This window comes from Seonamhaeicola algicola, assembly GCF_007997385.1.
GTDB lineage: Bacteria > Bacteroidota > Bacteroidia > Flavobacteriales > Flavobacteriaceae > Seonamhaeicola > Seonamhaeicola algicola.
The window spans coordinates 446,456-469,398 of record NZ_VOSC01000025.1 but is presented as its reverse complement, the minus strand read 5'-3'; the positions used below and the strand labels follow the sequence as shown (position 1 = coordinate 469,398).

Annotated in this window: 12 protein-coding genes and 1 tRNA gene; 4 read left to right on the top strand and 9 right to left on the bottom strand. The window is 33.7% G+C overall.

Annotated elements, in window-relative coordinates; genetic code table 11:
- The first annotated feature begins 9 nt into the window (after positions 1 to 9).
- From FUA26_RS10730 to bglX, 3 genes are read left to right on the top strand one after another with little or no spacing between them, the layout of a single operon-like run.
- Positions 10 to 2,109 (top strand): hypothetical protein, encoded by a 2,100-nt coding sequence (locus FUA26_RS10730; RefSeq protein WP_147135637.1) that lies wholly within the window; start codon positions 10 to 12, stop codon positions 2,107 to 2,109.
- An 11-nt stretch (positions 2,110 to 2,120) separates the two neighbouring features.
- Positions 2,121 to 3,776, top strand: coding sequence for a family 16 glycosylhydrolase (locus FUA26_RS10725; protein WP_147135634.1), 1,656 nt, complete (start codon positions 2,121 to 2,123; stop codon positions 3,774 to 3,776).
- Between the two features lie 5 nt (positions 3,777 to 3,781).
- A complete protein-coding gene (gene bglX, locus FUA26_RS10720; RefSeq protein WP_147135631.1) occupies positions 3,782 to 6,073 on the top strand; it encodes a beta-glucosidase BglX in 2,292 nt (763 codons plus the stop codon).
- A 218-nt stretch (positions 6,074 to 6,291) separates the two neighbouring features.
- On the opposite strand, the gene FUA26_RS10715 is transcribed toward bglX, so the two are convergent.
- The 4 genes from FUA26_RS10715 to FUA26_RS10700 form a co-directional block, all read right to left on the bottom strand.
- Positions 6,292 to 6,366, bottom strand: a tRNA-Pro gene (locus FUA26_RS10715).
- A 105-nt stretch (positions 6,367 to 6,471) separates the two neighbouring features.
- Complete coding sequence (gene trxB, locus FUA26_RS10710) at positions 6,472 to 7,452, bottom strand: thioredoxin-disulfide reductase (RefSeq protein WP_147135628.1); 981 nt, start codon at positions 7,450 to 7,452, stop codon at positions 6,472 to 6,474.
- A 175-nt stretch (positions 7,453 to 7,627) separates the two neighbouring features.
- Positions 7,628 to 8,950 (bottom strand): dicarboxylate/amino acid:cation symporter, encoded by a 1,323-nt coding sequence (locus tag FUA26_RS10705; RefSeq protein ID WP_147135625.1) that lies wholly within the window; start codon positions 8,948 to 8,950, stop codon positions 7,628 to 7,630.
- Between the two features lie 294 nt (positions 8,951 to 9,244).
- Positions 9,245 to 10,846: a tetratricopeptide repeat protein gene (locus FUA26_RS10700; RefSeq protein WP_147135623.1), complete on the bottom strand. Its 1,602-nt coding sequence runs from the start codon at positions 10,844 to 10,846 to the stop codon at positions 9,245 to 9,247.
- Positions 10,847 to 11,113: 267 nt separating this feature from the next.
- Here FUA26_RS10700 and FUA26_RS15715 point away from each other — a divergent pair, with 267 nt between their 5' ends.
- Complete coding sequence (locus tag FUA26_RS15715) at positions 11,114 to 12,985, top strand: hypothetical protein (protein ID WP_186826903.1); 1,872 nt, start codon at positions 11,114 to 11,116, stop codon at positions 12,983 to 12,985.
- Positions 12,986 to 13,469: 484 nt separating this feature from the next.
- Here FUA26_RS15715 and FUA26_RS10690 read toward each other — a convergent pair whose 3' ends face one another.
- The 5 genes from FUA26_RS10690 to FUA26_RS10670 all read right to left on the bottom strand — a co-directional run bounded on the left by FUA26_RS10690 (position 13,470) and on the right by FUA26_RS10670 (position 22,943).
- Positions 13,470 to 14,315 carry a hypothetical protein gene (locus FUA26_RS10690; RefSeq protein ID WP_147135620.1) on the bottom strand — a complete coding sequence of 282 codons (846 nt, stop codon included), beginning with the start codon at positions 14,313 to 14,315 and terminating at the stop codon, positions 13,470 to 13,472.
- Between the two features lie 258 nt (positions 14,316 to 14,573).
- The gene (locus FUA26_RS10685) at positions 14,574 to 17,084 is read right to left on the bottom strand and encodes an Ig-like domain-containing protein (protein WP_147135617.1); all 2,511 of its coding nucleotides are present in this window, start codon (positions 17,082 to 17,084) and stop codon (positions 14,574 to 14,576) included.
- A gap of 340 nt (positions 17,085 to 17,424) precedes the next feature.
- The gene (locus FUA26_RS10680; protein ID WP_147135614.1) at positions 17,425 to 18,294 is read right to left on the bottom strand and encodes a BT_3987 domain-containing protein; all 870 of its coding nucleotides are present in this window, start codon (positions 18,292 to 18,294) and stop codon (positions 17,425 to 17,427) included.
- Between the two features lie 28 nt (positions 18,295 to 18,322).
- Positions 18,323 to 20,065, bottom strand: a complete 1,743-nt coding sequence (locus FUA26_RS10675; protein WP_186826902.1) for a RagB/SusD family nutrient uptake outer membrane protein — start codon at positions 20,063 to 20,065, stop codon at positions 18,323 to 18,325.
- Between the two features lie 82 nt (positions 20,066 to 20,147).
- The gene (locus FUA26_RS10670; protein WP_186826901.1) at positions 20,148 to 22,943 is read right to left on the bottom strand and encodes a SusC/RagA family TonB-linked outer membrane protein; all 2,796 of its coding nucleotides are present in this window, start codon (positions 22,941 to 22,943) and stop codon (positions 20,148 to 20,150) included.

Below are 22,943 nucleotides of genomic sequence, written 5' to 3'. Positions count from 1 at the left end.
AAAGAAACTATGAAAATTTTAAAATATACATTTCAAATTTTCCTTGTAGCACTAATAGCAATGGGCTGCTCACAAGAAGATGATAGTACAAATTATGTAAATAGCATTGCTGCACCTGCCAATATTTCGGCTACAGTAAATGTAACACAAGATAACACAGGCTTAGTAACTATAACACCACTTGGTGAGGGCGTAGTATCATATATTATAAACTTTGGTGATGGTTCCGAAATTTCAAACCCTATAAAACCAGGAGAACATGTACAACACACTTATGCAGAAGGAAGCTATGAAGCAGCCATTACCGCAACAGGGTTAAATGGCCTAAAAACAACAGCCATTCAAGAGGTTGTTGTATCTTTTAAAGCTCCCGAAAACTTAGTTGTAAGTATTGAAAATGATCCTGCTATTTCAAAACAAGTAAATATAACGGCCACAGCCGATTATGCTATTTCATACGAGGTTTACTTTGGTGAACCTGGAAATGATGATCCAATCGAAGCCAATAATGGGGAGACCATATCATACACTTATCAAGAAGCGGGTGTGTACACCATTAAGGTGGTTTCTATGAGTGCAGCTATTCAAACTACCGAATATACCGAAGAATTTGAGGTGACTGCCATTTTACAACCGTTAGCATCAGCAGTTACGCCACCAAGCCGAAATCCAGAAGATGTTATTTCCATTTACAGTGCAGTTTACAATGATGTTGAAGGTACCAACTATTTCCCTGATTGGGGACAAGGCGGCCAAGGCAGCGGATGGACGGAGTTCGATTTGAATGGTGATACCATGCTACAATACATTAATTTAAGCTACCAAGGTATTGCATTGGCCGATGGCACATCCATAAATGTGTCGCAAATGGAATATTTGCATTTAGATGTTTGGACGGCGGGCGATATTAACACTATTGAAACCTCGTTGATTAACAACGCCTCTGGCACAGTTACTGAAGCGCCTGTAGTATCAGGCTTAACTGCTGGAGAATGGACGAGCATTGAAATACCTATTTCCGCTTATACCGACCAAGGTTTAACAGTTACAGAAATTTTTCAGTTAAAATTTGTAGGCGACCCTTGGGCTACTGGAACAGTTTTTATAGATAACATTTATTTCTATAAAGAGCCATCAAATACACCAACCGGTTTGGTAGGCACATGGAAAATGACTAATGAAGCAGGAGCTTTAGGTGTTGGCCCTAGTGTTGGAGATACCAGTTGGTGGAATTGTGATACCGATTGTGTAAACCTTAGAGCTTGTTTTTATGATGACACCTATGTATTTGGAAGCGATGGTTCTTTCTCCAATAATTTAGGTAATGAAACTTGGGTAGAAGGTTGGCAAGGTGGTAGTGATTCATGCGGTAGCCCAGTAGCTCCTTATGATGGTTCAGCATCAGCAACTTACACTTACAATGAAAGTGCTGGAACAGTTACTATAAACGGTACTGGCGCTTATATTGGTATTCCTAAAGCTAATAACCAAGGAGAACTACCCAATGTAGCGGTGCCATCGTCAATAACATACAATGTTTCTTTTATTGATAGCAACACTATTTCTGTTTATGTAGAAGCTGGTGCAGGTGTATTTTGGCAGTTTAAATTAGTTCGCGAAGGCGCTGTGGCTTCTCCGGTTGCTGGAACATGGAAAGTAGCATCAGAAACAGGTGCTCTAGGTGTGGGACCCGCCGTTGGTGATACCAGTTGGTGGAATTGTGATGCTGGTTGTGTTACAGACAGAGCTTGTTATTACGACGATACTTATGTATTTGAAACAGACGGTACCTTTACCAACAATTTAGGAAGCGAAACTTGGGTAGAAGGCTGGCAAGGTGGTAGTGATTCGTGTGGTGCCCCAGTAGATCCATATGATGGTTCGGCATCAGCAACTTACACTTACAATGCTGGTGCGGGCACCATAACACTTAATGGAACGGGTGCCTTTATTGGTATTCCAAAAGCTAATAATCAAGGTGAATTACCTAACGTGGACGTTCCCAGTGCAATTACTTACAATATTGAGTTCATTGATACTGATACCATGTCGGTTTATATCGAATCGGGCGCAGGAGTATTTTGGCAATTTAAACTTGTAAGAATCTAAAAAAAGTAATTATGAAAAATATAAAATTTAATATAGCAATACTCTTTAGTTTAGTAACACTTGTATTTAGTTGTCAGGAAGATGATGCTACTATTGGTAGTATTACGGCTCCAAACAACATTAGTATTTCAGCAGAAATTGTGGGTATAGATGCTTTAAACCCAAATGGAGATGGCAGTGGTTTAGTTAACATTACAGCTAGCGCTAATAACGCTATTAGTTATAAATTCGATTTTGGAGATGGCTTAAGTGAAGTTGCTCCCTCAGGAATTACAACGCATAGATTTAGTAAAGTTGGAGTTAATACGTACACCGTTGTTGTGAATGCTATAGGCACAGGCGGACTTCAATCTAGCACGTCTATAGATGTTGAAGTATTCAGCTCTTTTGATGATGCTGAATTAAAACAACTGCTAACAGGAGGATCAAACAGAACTTGGTACCTAGCCGCAACTGAAGTTGGACATTTAGGAGTTGGTCCAGGAAATGCAGGCGTTGACCCTGAAGGATTTTGGTACCCGAAATGGTATGCAGCTCAGCCTTTTGAAAAATGTGGCATAGAAATTAGTGACTGCCTTTGCGACGATGAATTAACGTTTACTTTAGATGCCAACGGCCAATTAACCTATCAGTTAAACAACAATGGGTTTACCTTTTTTAATGCAGGTCATCAAGCAGTAATTGGAGAAAATGCCGGTGAAGATGCGTGTTTTGCTTTTGATACCTCTGGCACAAGTATTGTGTCGTTATCACCTTCATTGACCGATTGGAATACTATTCCTGACCCTGATTTTGAAGCACGAGGCACTACTATGAATTTTTCAAATGATGGTTTTATGGGCTATTATGTAAGCTCTTCAACCTACGATGTTATATCAGTTTCAGAAACCGAGTTATATGTTAGAACATTAGACGGCAACGACCCAGGGTTAGCGTGGTATCATAAATTTCAAACAAGTCCTGCAGAAGAAACTTTTGAATCTGTTTTCAATACCTTAGTTTGGTCTGATGAATTTGATACTCCTGGTGCACCAGATACTAATAAATGGACCTATGATTTAGGTGCTGGTGGTTGGGGCAACCAAGAATTACAAACTTACACTGATAACGGCGAAAATGTTATTGTGCAAGATGGTTTACTAAAAATTACAGCCAAAGCAAATGGCTCAGGATATACTTCGGCAAGGTTAAAATCTGAAAACTTACAAGAATTCACCTATGGTCGCGTAGAAGTTCGTGCTAAACTTCCTGCAGCTCAAGGCACTTGGCCAGCTATTTGGATGTTAGGAGCTAATTTTGATACCGTAGGGTGGCCTAACTGTGGCGAAATTGACATCATGGAACAAACAGGCCAAGATAAAGCAAAAACATCGGCAGCACTCCATTTTCCTGGAAATTCAGCTGGTAATGCCATTACTTCAGAAACTTCAAATACTACAGCAACAACTGAGTTTCATAATTATTCTGTAGAATGGACTGCAACAACTATTAAATTTTTAGTTGATGACACGCTCTTCCTGTCATTTGAAAATACCCCTGGTTCAGTATTTAATGCCGACTTTTTCATGATTTTAAATGTAGCAATGGGTGGCACCCTAGGAGGCACCATAGACCCTTCATTCACTGAAGATACAATGGAAATTGATTATGTAAGGATTTATCAATAAAAATTATGAAACATTTTAAATATTATTATGTAATCCTCTTACTTACAATGTTTTTAACAGGATGTAAAAAAAACAAAGAAATAAGTGTGCCAGCATCAAATAATAATAACATATCAGAAATAGATACTAAAGTGGCGCAATTACTTTCTAAAATGACTTTAGAAGAAAAAATTGGCCAAATGAACCAATATAATGGGTTTTGGGATGTTACAGGCCCAACACCCAAAAATGGTGATGCTGCAAAAAAATATGAACACTTAAGAAAAGGCTATGTAGGCTCCATGCTTAATGTTACTGGTGTAGAAAATGTACGCGCCGTACAAAAAATAGCCGTTGAAGAAACTCGCTTAGGCATACCATTAATTATTGGTTTTGATGTTATTCATGGTTACAAAACTCTAAGCCCTATTCCTTTGGCCGAAGCCGCTAGTTGGGATTTAGAAGCTATAAAAAAATCAGCAGAAGTTGCCGCTTTAGAAGCCTCGGCTGCTGGTATTAATTGGACGTTTGCCCCTATGGTTGATATTTCACGCGATGCGCGCTGGGGGCGTGTTATGGAAGGCGCTGGTGAAGATACGTATTTGGGCTCTAAAATAGCTGAAGCACGTGTAAAAGGTTTCCAAGGAAATAATTTATCATCGCCTAACACTATTGTAGCATGTGCTAAACATTGGGCCGGTTATGGTTTTGCTGAATCAGGAAAAGACTACAATACTGTTGATGTAGGCACTTCAACCCTACATAATACAATTTTCCCACCATTTAAGGCTAGTATTAATGCAGGTGTAAAAACTTTTATGAATTCTTTTAATGAATTAAACGGCATTCCGGCAACAGGCAATGTTTGGTTGCAGCGAGATATTTTAAAAGGTAAATGGGGTTTTGATGGTTTTGTAGTATCTGATTGGGGCTCAATGGCCGAAATGATTAACCATGGCTATGCACGTGATAAAACGCATGCCGCCGAACTTTCGGCCGTGGCTGGTTCTGATATGGATATGGAATCATACGCCTACATATCTGAACTAGCTAATTTAGTTAGAGAAGGTAGCGTTCCTGAAGATTTGATTAACGATGCGGTAGCACGCATTTTACGTGTTAAATTTGAATTAGGATTATTTGATGACCCTTATAAATATTGTGATTTAAAACGTGAAAAAGAAATTACAGGAAATGAAGAAATCCACAATGCCGTTTTAGAAGTTGCCAAAAAATCTATTGTACTTTTAAAAAATGAAAATGATATGCTTCCGCTAAAAAAAGATGGGCAAAATATTGCAGTTATTGGTGCTTTGGCTAACGATAAAACGAGTCCTTTAGGCAGCTGGCGCATTGGTGCAGATGATGGCACAGCAATTTCCGTATTAGAGGGTTTGAAACAATATAAAGGCAACCAAATAACCTATGCAAAAGGGGCTGATCTTATTACCGGACAAGCTACTTTTCCTTTTGAACTAAATGTTAATAATGATAATAAAAATGGATTTAAAGAAGCCATTAACATTGCAAAAAAAGCTGATAAAGTTATCATGGTTTTAGGCGAACATGCTTTTCATAGTGGCGAAGCAAGAAGTCGTGCTAACATAGGGCTACCTGGTGTACAGCAGGAATTACTAGAAGCGGTTTACGCTGTAAATAAGAATATTATTTTAGTATTAAATAACGGACGTCCGCTAGCTATTACATGGGCAGATGCTCATATTCCTGCAATTGTAGAAGCTTGGCATTTAGGCACACAAAGCGGTAACGCCATTGCACAAGTGCTATATGGTGATTATAATCCTAGTGGCAAACTACCTATGACGTTTCCTAGAAGTGTAGGTCAAGTACCTATTTATTACAACTACAAAAACACAGGTAGGCCATCAGCTAACGAACCCAACAGTGTTTTTTGGTCACATTATACAGATGAAACCAATGCACCACTATATCCTTTTGGCCATGGATTGAGTTATACTACATTTACTTATTCTAAGTTAAAAACCAAGGTTATTAACAACAACCAGGTTGAAGTTACTTTTACCGTTAAAAACACAGGAAAAGTTAAAGGTAAAGAAGTAGCACAATTGTATATTCGCGATTGGTTTGCAAGCGTTACCCGCCCCGTAAAGGAATTAAAAGGTTTTGAATTGGTTGAACTTACACCTAATGAAGAAAAACAAATTACCTTAAATCTTACAGATAAAGAATTAGGCTTTTATGACAATGACGGTGAATTTATACTAGAACCGGGTAAATTTACTGTTTTTGTTGGGGGAAGTTCTCACACAGAACTTGAAAAAGATTTTGAAATATGATATAATAAGCCTTAGTGAAAATTTAATGTTTTAATAGTGTTCTTTTAAATAAAACAGTATCAAACCATATTACCCATATTTTAATTGACTATTTATAAGAGTTAATATTTTAAAGGCTTTCAAAAACCGCATATAAATAATAAAAAACCAATAAAAAATATTTTATTGGTTTTGAACAAATTAAGAATTAAAAACTTTTATTTCAACACTGAAATTAGTCGGGATGACAGGATTTGAACCTGCGACCACACGGCCCCCAGCCGTGTACGCTAACCGGACTGCGCCACATCCCGAATTTAAAAATAGTTTTCAAAGAAAACATATTTTTAAGTAATTACAAAATACAAAATGGCCAAAGTAAAACTTTGGCCATTTTTAAACTATTATTGAATTAATAATTAATTATAAGTAGATGTTGATACTTCAAAAGAAGCATCTTTAGCTGCCAAATAACGTTCAGCATCTAATGCTGCCATACAACCTGTACCTGCTGCAGTAATGGCTTGTCTGTATACATGATCTGCGGCATCACCTGAAACAAACACACCTTGTACGTTGGTTTTAGATGTTCCTGGCACATTAATAATATAACCTGTTTCATCTAAATCTATATAATCTTTAAAAATATCTGTATTAGGTTTATGCCCTATAGCTACAAAAAATCCTGTTGCAGGTATTACGTGTTTTTCTTGTGTTTGATTATTGAAAACGCGTACACCGTTTACTAACTGACCATCACCTAAAACCTCATCGGTTTCAGTGTTAAATAAAATTTCAATATTTTCTGTGTTTTTAACACGTTCAGCCATAATTTTTGATGCTCTAAATTCATCACGCCTTACTAACATGGTCACTTTCTTACAAAGCTTAGAAAGGTAATGTGCTTCTTCACAAGCAGAATCTCCTGCTCCAACAATTACAACATCTTGATTTCTATAGAAAAAACCATCACAAACAGCACATGCTGAAACGCCTCCACCTAATTTTAGGTATTTTTGTTCAGACTCTAAACCTAAGTATTTTGCTGATGCACCTGTTGAAATAATAACAGTATCGGCATGTATTTCCTTTTCATCATTAATCCACACTTTATGTACATCACCTGAAAAATCTACTTTAGTAGCCCAACCATCACGAATATCAGCTTCAAAACGTCTAGCTTGCGCTTGTAATTGCAGCATCATTTCAGGCCCTGTAACACCTTCTGGGTAACCTGGAAAATTTTCAACCTCATTAGTAGTTGTTAATTGCCCTCCTGGTTGTGTACCTTGATATAAAACAGGGTTCATATTTGCTCTAGCTGCATATATTGCTGCTGTATACCCCGCAGGCCCTGAACCTATTATTAAACACTTTACTCTTTCAATTGTATTAGACATAATTTTAAAATCTTTTAGGTTAAAACAAAAGTAGAATTTTTAAACAAATCCTTACTTAGAATGTATCAACAGTTTTTATAAAAAAATAAGTAATTGCTATAGCGCAAGAAAAAAAACAGTTTTTCTGTATTAATTTAGACGACATTTAAATATAATACCCTTATTTTTTAGAATATTATTTTTTTGGATAATTATCATCCCAATTTTTTACTTTAGGCGCACCCAATTTACCTAAAGACTTAGCTACAATTGTAGAAACCGTAGCATCTCCGGTTACATTTACGGTAGTTCTACACATATCTAAAGGTCTGTCTACTGCAAAAATTAAGGCTAACGCTATTGGCAAAATATCGGAAGGAAAGCCTATGGCTTCTAAAACAATAACTAACATAACCATACCAGCGCCTGGTACAGCTGCGCTTCCAATGGAAGCTAAAAGCGCTGTTAAAATTATCATTAATTGGTTACTAAACACTAAGCCTTCTGGCCATAAAACTTGCATTATAAATACAGCTGCAACACCTTGATAAAGGCTTGTACCATCCATATTTATGGTAGCGCCAACTGGCAAAACAAAACTTGAAACCTCTTTATCTACCCCTACATGCTCTTCAACCCGCTCCATAGTTACGGGTAAAGCCGCAGCACTACTACTTGTTGAAAATGCTAATAATTGCGCAGGACTAATTTGACTTAAAAACCAAAGCGGTGATTTTTTTGCATATACAGCAATTAAAAACAGGTAAAAACATATCATTAATATAAGCCCTAAAACAACAACACCAGCATACTTTAATAACGCAATTAATATGTCAGGATCATCAGCAGATACTACAACGGTAGCCAAAAGTGCAAATACAGCGTAAGGGGCAGAAAGCATTATTAAATCTACCAACTTTAAAATTACTTCATTCAAAGAATCAAAAAAATCTTTAAGAGGTTTTGCTTTTTCTTCGGGCACTAACAATACACAAATACCTAATAAAATAGCAAACACTATAACCTGAAGCATTAATTTATTATCGCTCATTGCTGTTACAGCATTATCAGGTACCATATCAACCACAAAATCTAAAGGACCAGCTTCAGCTTGTTTTTGGGCGTTACTCAAAATAGTTTGCGCTTTTCCGCTAGTAGCATATTTTTCCTTTAACATAGTAACGGTTTCAGGCGTTATACCTTCTCCTGGTTTTAAAACATTTACCAAACCTAAACCTATGGTAATAGCTATTATAGTAGTTAAAATGTACACAAAAATAGTGCGTACACCCATATTTTTAAACTTTGAAATATCTTTTAAATCTGAAACCCCTTTTATTAACGAAGCTAGTATTAATGGCACTGCTATAAGTTTTAACAACTTAACAAATATTTTACCTACAGGCTCTACCCAATCTAAAACAAATTGTTGGTAGTTAAATGATGCCATTGTAAAACCAAAAACAACACCAAGAACCATTCCTATTAGTATTTTCCAGTGTAATGCTAATTTCTTCATATATTAAAATAAGATATTAAAAGCTATAAAATTACGGAATTTGCAGCAAATTTTACTGAAGCTGAAATTATAAGGTATAAAAAAAGCATTGCTATATGCAATGCTTTTTGTCGGGGTGGCAGGAATATTCACAAACCACTTTTATTAAAAAACCAACTATTGCATTTAACCTATTGCTTTTACAACTGATTTTATAACTTGTTTGATATGAAGTTTAGTTTTACTTTTTTTAAGTTACACAAATGTCTTTTGTTTTTAAATTAAAGAATTTATTTTGAATATTTTCTATTTAGGCTATATCTCAGAAATAAACTTCGCCAAATTATCACCTCTTTCTAGGTTAAACTTTTTTCTTAATCTATGTCTAGCAATATGAACACTTGGAAGAGATATATTAAGTAATTGAGCCATTTCCTTTCCGTTAAAATTAAGTTTAATTAGAGCGCAATGTTTTAATTCTGTTGAAGAAAGCATAGGATATCTTTTTCTTAATTTTTCATAGAAACTAGTATTAACATTGGTAAAACGTTCATTAAACTCATTCCATAAATTCTTATTAAAATCTTTTGTTGCGTTAAATAGCATTCTATAGTCCACCTCATTTAAATGCTTTTTTAACTCTTGTAAAAGATCATCTATAACCCTTTCTTTGTCTATTAGTTGTAAAGTATATGATGTGATTTCTTTATTTTTAACATTAATCACCTCTGCTTGTTTCTCTTTTTCATGCTGTGCTTTTAATTTAGATTTATTTCTACGCTCCAAAAACTGCTTTCTTTGATACCAATTCTTCACTATCATAATGGTACTTATAATTATTAAAACAATAAAACCCAATGAAATTTTAAGCTGAAAATTTTGTTGCTTCCTAGCACTTAATAGCTTTTGTTGTTGTGCCATTTCTTTATTTTTTTTATTTACCTCTTTTCTATATTTGTTTTTCACATCGAGAAGATCTCCATTATTTTTTGCACTAAACAAACTGTCATTTAACCTATTAGCCTCATACATAAACCTATAGGCTTTTCCATCCATTCCCTTTGATGAATATATTTGCGCGAGTTTGTGTAAAACTTCAGGTTGAATATCCTTATGTGCATTATTATTCTCCATAATTTCTAAACACAAATTGTAATAATAAAGTGCTTTATCTAGCTTACTTTGTTTCAATTTTAAATTACCAAAATAAGAAAGTGTAACAACTGCAAAATGTGAATTATTCTTTAAGAAATAAGGAGTGATAAAATCAAGTATTTCTTCAGCTTCATCTAGCTTATCTTGAAGCAAAGCAGCATTAGCCTTTTCAGCTAAAATATAGTATGGTTTCACTTTATATTTTTCAGCAATCACCAAACAAGAATCTAAGTAAAAATTTGTGTGTTGAAATTTACGAGAACGTGTGTAGCTTGCGGCAATCCCAAGATAATTTCTTATCAAATCTCTTTCTGTAACTGTTTTAAGTTTTAGTTGTTTTTTTTGATACTCTAATCCTCGCTTCATATGACCAACCGCTTCTTCTTCTTTATTAAAAACTAAATACAATAGGCCTAACTCATAATGACACCTTACTAAAAAATCCCTATTATCATATTTTTCAGCCAACAATAGGGCTTCCCATAAAAGGTCATAAGCCTTACTATAGTTTCCTTCACTTTCTGCGTTATCGGCTTTTATCATCAAAGCAGACATCTTATTTATAGCTGATTTATCATCCTGCATATCCTGAAAATCGGAACTAAAAAGATTATGTAAATCCCTATTGAACATTATAATCTCAAAATCAATGATGTTAAGTTTTAAATTTAAATCATTACTATTTAATGAAGATGCTGAAAAAACAAATTGACCTCCAAACCACAATGATATTAAAAAGAAAAAAATACATTTAAGCCTCATATTCTGAATATTACAAAAAAAATATCAATTAATTTTACTAGAAATCAAATTTAAAAAAAGGAGTTGTTTAGAAAGTTATAGTATAGCCTAATAAACCTCTTGTTAAGTTTATTCTAAGTTCTGTTAAGGTAATTTTTAAAAAAATTAATTTGAAATTTGCATAAATTAAAATAAAACACCATCAATATATATAATAATACAATTTTATTCTAAACAACAATTTCAATCAGTAAACTAAATAAAAACATTAAATAACTAATTACCATTATGAAGTCAAAAAAAATAATTTTAATCATATTTATTACACTCATTTGTATTTCAGAGCTTTTTTCACAAGCTTGGAATTACAATAATAATAGAATTGCTGTAAGTGCAGATGGGAATAGTGCTCCAGACAATGCATACAAATGGCCTATTGGTGACCCAGATGATTGGGGTGCTAATGCTGCTATACTGGCCACTTTGGCAAAAAAAGAACTACAAAATAAATTAGTGCATTTTTCATATAACAATTTTATTGATGCTCCCAGTGGTCCTGATTATGAAAATCAAAATAAAATAAGTTGCGATGGAGGAATCATTAGGTGGCACTTTGATGCTTCTCGTTTTTTTGATGTTACAACACAAAAAGATGCTGCTAGATTGCACCTTGCAAAAGAAATGGCTAAATCTACTGAGGAAAACCCTCTTTATTTATTACATGCTGGCCTTTCAGAGTTCATATATCAAGTCGTTGAAAAAACAATAGAAATTGGCGGATTAAAAGCTCTAAAGCATGTGAAGTTAATTTCACATAGTGGATTTAATGAAAATGAAAAGAGAAGAGAATGGCATCGTACATGGGCTGATATTAAGCAACTATGTGGAAACCGTATTCAATATTATAAAATTAAGGACCAAAATGCTTGTGGAGAACCAAACGTATTGTGGTGTTCTGGAAAAGACTTCTCTCCATGGTATTGGATGAGAGACCATAAAGATGAGAGTATACGCTGGCTATACACTCGCATGCTTGCTCATGATACGGGAAAAGCCGATATCTCTGATGTTGGTATGCTATACTGGCTTCTGACCAAAGATGAAAATGGAAGCCCTGAAAAGTTTAAATCATTCTTAGGTGATGATATTAAAAATTCAGTTCAAGGCATAGCTGTAACAAAAAAACTAAACGGTGAAGGTAAATTTTCTTTGGACGCTACCAAGGACTTTCCTATTGTATCAATTCCGGGTTATGAAAAACCATACTTAGACTCTTACAGAAAGGCTTTAGCCATAGACGCTTCAAAACACCAAAACACCTTTGCTGCAAGTAAGGTTGAATTAACTGCTCCAAGCGGACTCTACTTCATCACCCTAACCACTCTTGGTGAAATTGATGGAGAATCTTCATACCAATTATTCATAGATGGTAAACTGATTGGTGAGGCAAAAAATCGTAAAACAGACAAAGACTATAAAGAACAACATCATAGTTTTAGAAATATCAGATTAAAAAGCACGAGTGAAATTCTTGTATCTTTTAATTCACATTCCAATGAGAAAATACCTGAAGATGATGCTTTTGCTTTTTCACGTGGTAGATGGACTAAATTAAACTTTCATTGTGTTGAAAAAGACGTTGTAAAAAATGAAGCAGGTGATATTATTACAATTGAAGGTGAAAAATTTGATTTGCATGGACAATGGAAAATAGTAAATGATAAAATAGCAAGTGGCAATAAATATATAACATATTTTGGCCCTAACCATTATCAAAAAGTAAATCCGAAGGAAACCATTATTTCACAATTTGAAGTAACAGCTCCCGGCACCTATACGGTTAAATGGTTTATGCGTCAGCCACTGGAAGCTGAAGGTGATAAATCTAATGATGCCTGGATAAACTTCCCAGACGCTACGCAAATCGGAAGGCATACGCTAGAAGGCTTCCATAAATTTGTTGGGCGAAGTAAAAACGAATTCAAATGCAATGGACAACTTGATTTACATGGAGACCAGCCCTGGATGAAAGTTAAATTTGACAAACCTGGGGTTTACACACTTAAAATATCAGGAAGATCGGAGTTAATTGAAATTGATAAAATCATCTTATACAAGGGAATTAATTTTGATGAAATTAATTATAATTCAAAAGGCTAATTATTATTCTATTTCCACAATAATTCAAAATTTAGACTATGAGATTATATTCCTTAATTTACATAACAACCTAAGTTTTTTACTTTATCGGAAATGCTCAAAAACTATAAGGAGCTCATAAAACAATATATGAACAGAAAAAGAAACTACTGGAATAATGTAGTAGCTAAAAGTTTCTTTAAAAGCTTAATAGTGAAACTTGGTATATAAACTCAAATACTGGCTTAAATCAGAAGCTGATTAACCTATATTTCAATGGATAGAAACTTTGTACAACAGAAGAGAAATACACTCTTATTTAAGGTATAAATCTATAGAAAAGTTTAAAATTGAAATTTTTAATCAAAAAGTAGCTGCATGACTCTTATCTAATTGTCTACTTTTTTATTGCAAGTCCAAAAGCCAACTCTAAAAAATTTAGAATTGGCTTTTTTAATATTTTAACCATAAGGTCTAATAATGCAGATATGTGACATATTTTTAATTATTTAGCAAATTTAAGAATGCCATGATCTGTTGCCAGAATATACATTCCGCTTTTAAGATTTGTTATTGAAATTTCTCTAGACTCTATTTTAGCTTCTTGAACGGACTGACCTAATAAATTAAAAATTTTGTAGTCGCCATAAATCGCTGTACTTAAAACAAGAGCATCTTTATTTGAGCTATAAAATGCATCCAACTTAGATTTATTAAAATCGACTGTACTTAGAGAAGGACCAATAGTAGCCATAGCATCATAAGTCATACCTTGTACTACTAAAGTTCCACTTCCGTTATCTACAACCGGTACAGCTTCAAGACCATCGGCATCTCCCATGGCAGTACTAAACCATCGACATACTATAGTATAATCTACACCATTGGTGTAAGTTCCATCCCATCTATTATAGGCTATGGTAACATCAACGGTACTAGTTCCATCGCCGTTGTCTGAAATAGTAGGGCCAGCTAGTATATAACTTTCTGTGGATGCAGCTGACGCAGGTGTAAGACCTTGTGGTGCAAGAGTGGGTATACCAGCATTTGGAGTTCCAGGGTTACCCGTTATACTGGTAACATTAGGACCAGTAATAGTTTGTCCTGATAAACTTGATTGAACATTGGAGGTCTGACGTATTGGTGAAAATAAACCAGCAGAGGATAAATTAGCATTGCTAATAGTAATACCCGTATATTTTATGACAATATCCGGTTGTCCTACTGCAGGGCCATAAGCCCCTGCGCCATCTCCTGCAAATGTAGCTGGATATGATAAAAATTCAATTGTCTGAGCTTGTACAAATGTAAAGCAAAATGATAGTAATAAAATTAGAGTAATTTTTTTCATAATATTTGATTTTAAGTTTGTTAATTTTTAATTTTCAAGCACTTATTCTTTAGATTATATGATTAATTATTTATAACAGCATGATTAACCAAGTTGTTAATTTTTAAATAATACTTTTTAACATGTCTACAAACATAATAGAAACAATACTATCACAACCGTTATTCAATTAATAACCAACAACATACTAAATAAAAAATATTGTAAGGAGTATGGCCCTTGATATTTCTTAATTCAAAATTAAGATGAATAAATCTTTTACTTTTTTACGAATTTATAAACACCTTCTCGAACTACAAGAATATAAACTCCATTGCTTAGCTCCTGAACATCAATATTTTTTGCATAGGTCCCTTTTTTAACAATAGCACCTAGCATATTAGCTATATAATAGCTAGCACCATTCCCATTGGTTGATAACGTTATGGTTTCCTCAACAGGATTAGCTGAAGTAATTAAGCCATTAATACTATTTTTAACTGAGTTACTTAAAGTAGCACTAGAATCATAAACCATACCTTGCACCACTAAAACTCCACTACCATTATCTATTACAGGAATAGACTCTAAACCATCAGCATCGCCTTCTTTTGTGGAAAACCACCTATTTACTATGGTGTAAGATTGACCGTTGGTATAAGTGCCCTCCCATTTATAAAAAGCAATAGTAACAGATACATCGCTAGTGCCATCACCATTGTTAATTACTGTAGGGCCTTCCAAGATATAATTCTCTGAAGGTGTAGCACCTCCTGGTTTAAAACCTTGAGGAGCAAATAAAGGTGTACCCGCATTAGGAGCACCAGGATTGTTTGAAATACTGGTAACATTTGGCCCCGTAATTGTTTCTCCTGTTAAACTATTTTGCACATTAGAAGTGAGTCTTATAGGTGAAAACATACCCGCAGTTGTTATGTTTGCGTTGTCTAAAGTAACATTGGAAAATTTAACTATAAGGTTTGGTTGCCCTAAAGCTGGCCCAAAGTTACCCGCACCATCACTCGCAAAAACAGCTGGCACAGATAGATATTCAATATTCAAAGTTCTTGGACCGGTATCGGCAACTACTTGAATTGTAATAGTAGTTTCTTTAGTATCTCCAGTATTGTTACTTGCTACTGCTTTTAGTTCATAAGTACCTTCCTGCATATTAGTTAAAGCACTATCGTTTTGCCCAGCAAAACCCCATTGGTACGGTGCTGTATTTATTTGGCGAACAAGTACATTATTCAAATAGAGTCTAACATTATTAACAGATCCATTTTCGTCATTAGCATTTACTTCTACTTCTAAATCTGTCCCCACTTGAAAAACCTGAGAATTAAAAGGTTTCACAAAAGATATTGTAAAAGGGCTATCAACAGGACCTTCTTTAGACAAGTAAAAGATATCATCCTTAATATTATCATGCGGGTGCGGATTATGCCAAGGCAAATTGGTTAATGTCCAAACATAATTTCTAAAAAACGTATTGCTGGGTCTATTTATTTGAAATTGGTCTCTCATTTTAACACCTGATAATCCATCATGAGGATAAAATACATGATTATACCTCCATACATTATTTGCCGTTGGTCTTTCCCAATTATTATTGGATCCATTTTCTGAAAATCCGCCATTACTATCATCTCCTTCATAATGAATACCAACATTATTCTCAATTAGATTATTTGAGGCTGATACTTCTGTCCAAGCCATAAATCTATTACCAGATTTAATAAAAAGGTTTTCAATCACACTTGCTCTTTCTGTAAAAGCATCAATATCAACTCCATCTTGCCATGCATTAAAAACTAAATTATTTTTAATTACTAAATCTCTACATACTTTCATATGTATAGCTCTTCTTCCATCATCCATTACCACATTATTTTGAACAATACTATTCTGTGAAATTTGTTTAAGATGAAGACTGTTGTAGCAGTTATACATTTCTACACCATTAATTTCTAAATCATTAACAAATTCAGCATATATTGCATTACCAACTTGTCTTTTGTATTCTAATTGCCCTCGTTTTGTACCTATAATTTTCACATTATTTTTTCTACTATTGTTATTTAGTCCTACAATTTCAATTATTCCCCCCTCTTTTTCACCTAATGGCGTACCTGAGCTAGCTCCGGTATTCGGTATTTCTTTATCATATAGTATTATTCCATCTATAATAAGAGTGGTATTACTTCCTACTTCAATTGGGTTTCCTTGATTTATATCAATAGTTCCTCTAAAGATATAAGTAGTCATGGAAGTATGGTTTTGTGCTATTGTACTTCTTAAATTATTAAGTTGTGCTATTGTATTAATAACCGTACCAGTACCGGTATATGTTTCTGACCTTGATTTTAAATTACTTATTGTGTTTTTGGCTCCAGCTTGTTCTGCTATATTTTTTTTAAAATAACCTTCAACTAATCTGGCCTTAGAATCTAGAAGCGCATTTAGCAAACCATTACTTAGTCCTGCTTGGTTAAGATCATTTTTCAAATCTATGTCTGGAGTTCCAGTAACCGTTGGTGCTTTCTTCACTTTAACAACTCCAGGAGTAGGTGTACCGTCGGGTAGTTTATCCCATGTTTTAAATTTACAATCTGCTTGTTGATTAGGTCGATCTACTCCATCGCAAAAGGTTTGGTTTTGACTTGGATATCCCATTGTTGAAGCTACAAACTCTGTATAACCATTAGTATCATTATAAAATTGAGCTTGCACACCTAGTGATGCAAATAAAAGTGCTGCCAATATATTTACTTTAAACAAAGTTTTCATCTTTTTTATTATTAATCAATTTTGTTTACCATCAGTTACTTTAATGTTTTTTATTATGCTAATCAATTCTTTTCTTAGTATATATAGTTTTGTATTATTTCATAATTATATGTAGTTACAATGTATTTATTAAGTGATTAAAAGATCTAAACCACTGACAAACATTTTATTACACACAACTAATTGCCTTACTATCTTTTTAAACTATAAAACACAAATAAAATAGAACCCTAAAAGTTTTTAGGGTTCTAATCAAAACTAAAACTAACTAAATAACTATAAATCTCAATATTAAACTAAATGCCTAATTAGAAATTAACCGCTCATTCAGATAAATTTATTATTGCCATTCTTGCAAATTTAATTCTGTATTTCTGTAAATAAGTTCTTCTGATACATTGTGCACATCTCCATTACCATCAGTATAGCTATATTGTAACGTAAAACCTCTTGTTTGTGAATTATAGGTTCCTGTTCCGTTAAGGTTTGTTATATCACCTGTTCCGCCAGACAATGTTACATTACCAGTATCATCTATTTCAACATTCATACCTCTTCCAGAAACATCAGGATTTCCAGCATAAGGTGCGGCTAACGAACTTTTGTTTAAGGTTGTTAGCAACATATCTTCATTGCTTACCAAGTCTTGTTCTGAGTATGTTACTACTGAATTATCAACTGTATTAGTATCTGTTCCTTTTACATAATACCACCCATGGTATTTGTTATAGTAACGTACTACAAATATTGAATAATGCTTTCCGTCTAGTATAGAATCTGTTGTTGTGCTTACTAATTGCAGGGGTAATGCATAACTTTCATCAACAGCTAAAGGATCATTCATAAACAAATCTTTATTTAAAGTAATTGGTAAACTACCTTTAAACTTTCCTTTGGGTATAGTTATACTTGTACTATTCATGCTGTAGTAATTATCGGGTAACTTTGTTAATTCTGGGTAGGCATTTAATAATGTATCTTCTATAATAAAGCCAACTTCTTCGTTTACATCGTTGGTATATTTACCGCCTAAAACAACGCCTACTTCAAACTTTAAATCTTGCCCATCTGCATCAACTAATGTTCTTAAAGGAAATTGCCTTGGAAAATATGTAGCTGAATAAAGGAAATCTTCTTTGTAATCATCATAACACCCCTGGAAAAAAATAAAACTCACAATTAGGACGAATACTGTTATTTTTTTTATCATTTTTATTAATTTTTTATTAATCTTTTTCTTACCAGCCTAAATTTTGGGTTAGGTTGTTTGTTCTTAACAATTCATTAAATGGAAGTGGACCGTAATTCATAAAACTTTTATAATTTGGTGTTTGAATTACTTTTCTAGAGTAACTAAAAATACCATTTCCGCTATTGGTAATTGTTACACCTGAAATAGGCACATTCAAATCATCCTCCCATCTTCTTAAGTCGTAAAATCTATGTCCTTCAAAACAAAGTTCTATTCTGCGTTCATTTTTTATTAATTGCCTCATAGACTCTTTAGTATTAATAGACATTAGGTAGTCATCTGTTCCTCCCGAAGCAATTCCAGCTCTTCTTCTAACCTCAGCAATTGCTTCTCTTGCAGATAAACCATATGTTCTATCATCAGGACCATTAGCTTCATTAGCTGCTTCAGCAAAATTTAAAAATATTTCTACTTTACGAAATAAAGCATTGTAATGCACATCGTTTACATTGTTTCCTTCTACTAAGTTGGCATCGGAACTAATCCACTTTCTTAAATAATAGCCTGTTCTAGTAGCATTCTCAACTGTTACTCCTGGCGCTCCCACCATATGAGCTCCTCCATCAAAAGTCTCAATAACTCTTCCTTTAAAATTTTGATTATTATAAATTACAGTCATATAAAACCTAGGGTCTCTATTTTGATACATTTGGTTTTCATTATAACCACTCATACTTTCTGTAATAGGATAACCATTTGCCATGGGGAAAGCGTCTACTAGATTTTGAGAAGGATTACAGTTACCATTCCCCTCAAGCCCTGCTCCGGGAGGAAAATGGTTTTTCTCAAGATTATTATTTCCAGATGTACCTCCACTAACTCTTCGCATGATTAATTCATCATTTACATCATTGTTATAGAACGTATTTGAAATATCTCCAACATTATATACATTACTTGGAAGTGTTAAACCTATATCATCTATAACTTCTTTTGCTGCCTGTGCTGCTTCAGCATATGAAGAGGTTCCAAAAGCAGGACTAGCTGCATATAAAAGAACTCTAGATTTCAAAGCTTTACAAGCAATGGTTGTTGGTCTACCAAGGTTTGTTAAATCAAAATCAGGATCTATTGTACTGTTATCATAAGCCTCAGGTAATCCAGCATCTAGCGCTGTATCTAAATCATTAATTATTTGTTGAACTGTTTCACTATAAGTGTTTCTAGGAATGTTAGATATATCTGGGTCGTTAACATCCAATCTTGATATCATTAATGGTACCCCCATTAACTCGCCATTTTCATCAATACCTCCGTATCTTTTTAGTAATTCAAAATGAATATATGCTCTTAAAAAGAAAGCTTCTCCTTTTAAACGTTCTTTAAAAGCGGCATCTCTTGTTGGGTTAGATCTATAATACATTACTCTATCATCTAGCCCTACATCAATAAAAAGATTTATGTTCTTTAAATCATCAAATCTATCTTGCCAATTATCAAGAGGGTTTCTAACAGATGTCCACCAGCCATCTATGGCACTCATTTGATTTATTGCCCCTGTAAGGTTATTTGAAAGTGCATTATCTGTGGCACTATCTAAAAAGTCTGAACCAAAAACATCATAACCAGCAGGTATAGAACGATAAGCGTAGGTTAATAAACCTCTAACATTATCAGGTTGTGTTAATAGTACATCAAATGTTCTTTCATTTGTTAATTTAGGCTCAAAGTAATCTTCACAAGAAGATAATACTATTAAAGCTCCTAAAAAAAACATTAAATTCCTCATCTTATATTTTGTTTTAAAAACACTAGTGTATGCTGTGACAGTGTTTTCTTTTTTATTTAACTTTTGTCTCATAATAAACTTTTTAGTATGTTAATTTTAAGCCTAAAGACAGCGTTCTAAACCCTGGATAATTAGCGATTCCTGAACTTAAACTTTCAGGGTCTAAATCTTTAATTTTTGATATAGTAAACAAATCGTTACCTCTTAGAAATAATCTAAAATTAGTTGCTCCAAATTTCTTGCTAATTCTTTCATTAAAGTTATAAGCAAGTTCTGCAGTTCTTAATTTAAAGTAGTCTCCATTAGTTAACCAATAGGTTGAAGTACGGTAACTATGTGATTGATTTAAAGAGGTTAACCTAGGAGATGTTGCATTAGACACTGCCCCTGGTGTTGCTGAGCCCAAAGCAAATACAGAATACTTATTTTCACCTGTATTCCAGTAATAAGAACCGTTTCGTATGATATCAGAACCTGCTGTTCCTTGTCCTAAAAGGAATAATTCAATACCTTTATATTCTAAATTTAAGTTAAGGGAGTAATTTACTCTAGGAAACCAATTACCAATTAACTTAGTATCAAATTGATCTATTACATTGTCGTTATTATCATTGGTTATATCTATTAGTTTAACATCTCCTGGAATAATATCTCCAAATGCTGATGATACACCATGAGCTGCTATATCAGCAACATCTTGGTATAGACCATCTGCTTGCCAGCCCCATATTCCGTCAGCTACTTGACCTGTTCGGTTTTGAGTTGTATACTCGTTAAGCTCATCAAATACTTCATTAACAGATTTAGAGTATAAAACATTTGCGCCTATAGAATAATTAAAATTGTTAATATTATCTGTATACCTAATAGAAGCGTCTATACCTTTATTTGATACTTCATTAAAGTTTCCAATTGGTTTTAAATCTCCTGTATAATCAGGTAAAGCGTTTCGTAGCACTACTGGCATTGAAGTCCTTAACTCATTAAAGTAATTTACCTCTAGATCTATTTTATTATTAAATAATTGAGCTTCTATGCCTACATTTATTTCTTTAGATTCCTCAAATGTTAGACCTGGATTACCAATTTGACCTGGTCTCCATCCATATTCTGTATTAGAGTTTTGAGGACCAGTACTAAAAGCTCCACTTGCTTGATAAAAATCGCGATACAATAAGTAATCAAAAGTTCCTTGCCTATCATAACCCATTACTCCAAAAGAACCTTTCAGTTTCAAATAGTTTATATATTTATTATCATTTAAAAAGTTTTCATTAGAAACTAACCAAGCAAAACCACCTGCTCCATATAACCCCCACCTATTATCTGATATGAATTTATCAGATCCCATGTAGGAAGATGATCCTTCTAAAACATATTTATTTTTAAAGGTATAGTTTACCCTAGTTCCAATATTTACACTTTTATCATCCTGTTGAGTTGTTGGACCGTCTAGAGTTGCTTTTCTTGTAAGTGTTTGATTGATTCCTACCAAATTAATTAGTAAATCATTATTACCCCAAGATCTTTTATAATCTACTTGCATTACTAATCCTAAATTTTGAGTTGAATTATCTCCTCTTCGGCTTTCGTCTCCATCTAACCTATCAGTACCAATTCTTGTTGTTATTGACAAATCGTTAGGGTCATCAAATCTAATTCTAGAATACTCTAGGGGTTTACCAATAGATATATTATTGAATACATCAAAGGTTACATACCCTTTCGCACTTAATCCTTTGAGTATAGTATTTAAATTAAAATCAATACCTAAGTTAGTTTGTGCATAATAATTCTTTTCATTAACATAACCTGACCTAGCAAGTTCACCAACAAGGTTAGTATTAATTCTTGGGCTGTAGCCTAGGTTATCAGTATCTCCTATTTCACCTGCCCAGAGAGGATAATCATTCGGACGATGTGAAGACAAGGAACTAAAAAACTGGCTATTACTTATATTAGCTCTATCCCAAACGTCCATTCTTCCTGCTAAATCTAGAAACATAGAAACTGTTTTATTTACAGTATAATCTAAATTTCCACGAATGTTGAAGCGGTCAAATTTTTGAGTTCTTCCTTTATTTTCTATTCCATCTTCATGAATATATCCTAGATTTAAGAAATATTGGATTTTTTCATCACCTCCAATTAATTGTGCATTAAATCTTTGAAAAGATGTACTTTTTTTCAAGAATTCATCATAAAAATCAACATCAGGATAGATTACTGATGGATTATTTGCATAATTATCAATATCATCTGAAGAATAGATAGGCTCTAGCCCATCATTAACTCTAGCTTGGTTATACAAGGTTGCATATTGAGCAGAGTTTAAATACTGGGGTAACCTTGTAGGTGTTTTTATTCCATACTCATGATAGAATGACACTTTATGTTTACCATTATAACCTCGTTTAGTAGTTAACATGATAACACCATTAGCAGCTTTACTACCATACAACATTTTAGCTGTAGCGTCTTTTAAAATTTGAATACTTTCTACCTCATCTATAGCAATACTAGATAACGCTCTGTTAGCTATTCCATCAATTACAATTAATGGAAAATCATCTTGCCCCCCTCTAGAAAGCCCTCTAATTTTCATCCAAGTATTATCTAAACCAGGTGCCCCGTTACCTTCGTAAACAACTAACCCTGAAGCTTGTCCAGCTAAAATAGATTCTACATTATAATCTGAAGAATGCAATAAATCATCTCCTTCAATAATATCTACGGCACCAACCAGCCTATTTCTATCAATTTTGGTAAAAGGAAGTTCTACTTTTTTAGAGTTTACAACCTTTAACGTATCGTTTTTCTGTTGTGCAGAAACACTCCCTATTAAGGCAGTTAAAAATAATAATATGTAGTATTTCAT